Here is a 1,920-nt window from a genome sequence, read left to right on the forward strand (position 1 = left end):
ACAGACGGCACAAGGAGCGTACGGCGGAGCGCCGTTCGGCAGGGGGCGGCGGTTCATCGTTTCCGGTCATCGATGGGGAGCCTAGGGTTCCCCGCCCCCGCCCGGGCGCGCCCCGCGCGGCCGCCGGCTGCGCCGCTTCCTCACCTGCTACGAGTGGTTCCTGCGCTCCCTCCTCGACCCGGCCGAGGAACACCACTTCGCCCGGACCTTCTACCGGCTGGCGGACCACGCCGCCGCCGGCACCCTCTCCGCCGCCCTGCGCGGCGAGGCCGCGGCCCGCACCCTCGTCCGCGTCTGGAACGACCCACGACTGGCCACGGCCGCCGCCCGGCCCACGCTCCACGACGCGCTCGCCGCCACCGATCTCCTGGAGCACGCCCTGCGCCCGCTCGCCGCCCCCGCGCCCGCCGAGGGGATCACCCACGCGGTCAGCGGCGGCCTCGCCGCCGTCCCCGGACTGGTCGCCCACCACCGGTACGGCACCCCCTTCCTGCTCACCGAGCACGGCGTCTACCTGCGCGAGCGCTACCTCAGCTTTCGCAACGAGCCCTACCGCTGGCCCGTCAAGGCGCTGATGCTCGGGCTGTTCCGGATGCTCGCCCGCGAGAGCTACCGCCGCGCCGCGCTCGTCACCCCGGGCAACCGCTACAACCGCCGCTGGGAGGAACACGGCGGCACCCCGCCCGACCGCATCCGCACCGTCTACAACGGCGTCGACCCCGCCGCCTTCCCGCCCGCCGGGCCCGAACCGGACGCGCCCACGCTCAGCTGGGCCGGGCGCGTCGACCCCATCAAGGGCCTGGAGACACTGATCCGCGCCTTCGCGCTCGTCCGCGCCGAGCTGCCCGCCGCCCGGCTGCGCCTCTTCGGCGGCACCCCGCGCGGCGGCGAGGGCTACCGCACCGCCTGCGAGGCGCTCGCCGCCGAGCTCGGGGTGGGCGACGCCGTCACCTTCGAGGGCAGGGTGGACGACATCCGCGACGCCTACGCGGCCGGCAACATCGTCATGCTCTCCAGCATCAGCGAGGGCTTCCCCTTCACCCTGATCGAGGCCATGTCCTGCGGCCGAGCCACGGTCTCCACCGACGTGGGCGGCGTCCGCGAGGCCGTCGGCGACACCGGCCTGGTCGTACCGCCGCGCGACCCCGGGGCCATGGCCGGGGCGGCTCTCGAACTGCTGCGGGACCCGCAGCGGCGGGCGGCGATGGGGGAGGCGGCCCGGCTGCGCGTCATCGAGCAGTTCACCCTCCGGCAGACGATCAGCGCCTTCCGCGACATCTACCGCGACCTCAGCGGTCTGCGGCAGCCCGTGCCCGTCCCGGTCCCGCAGTCCGGGCCCGTCCTGGCCATGGCCGCGGGCGGTGCCGGATGAGCGGACTGCTGCGGCTCGTACCGGAAGAGCCCGAACCCGTCCACGACCTGGCGGCCCCCCAGCCGCCCCACCGGCCCCGCTGGGCGGCCGACCCGCTCGACGAGCTCGCCGTGGAACTCGCCGACGTCTGCGCGGCCGCCGTACACCCCGACGAGATAGCGGCCGTCCTGGAGGCGGACGGCCTGACCGGCGAACAGATCGCCGAACGCTACGGCCGCCGCGACGCCTTCGAACTCGCCGCCGAGCTCTACGCCCGCGTACCGCGCGGCCACCCCGAACCCCCGCCCCGCCCCGATCCCTGGCGGGCCCGGCCGGCCCAGTGCCTGCTGCGCTCCCTGGTCTTCACCCTGCCCGGCTTCGGCTATACGCTCGCCGCCCCCTCGCTGGCCGGACCGCGCGAGACCGCCGGTCTGCCGGCCGGCACCGGGGCGCTGGTCGCCTCCGCGCTGGTGGCCTGGGCCTGGAACCAGGCCGTCGCGCACCGCGCGTATCTGCGGCTGGCCTCGGGCGGCCGCAGGGCGGCGGCCCGCAGCCTCGGCCGGGGCGCC

The 1,920-nt window shown here is 76.5% G+C and carries 2 pseudogenes; both read left to right on the forward strand.

The window, feature by feature from the left end:
- Positions 1–94: 94 nt before the first annotated feature.
- Positions 95–1,372, forward strand: a pseudogene (gene pelF, locus AB0K09_RS33045) (GT4 family glycosyltransferase PelF); the annotation flags it as partial.
- Positions 1,369–1,920: pseudogene (locus tag AB0K09_RS33050) on the forward strand (hypothetical protein); the annotation flags it as partial. The pseudogenes pelF and AB0K09_RS33050, both read left to right, overlap by 4 nt.

Source organism: Streptomyces sp. NPDC049577 (assembly GCF_040675635.1).
Lineage (GTDB): Bacteria > Actinomycetota > Actinomycetes > Streptomycetales > Streptomycetaceae > Streptomyces.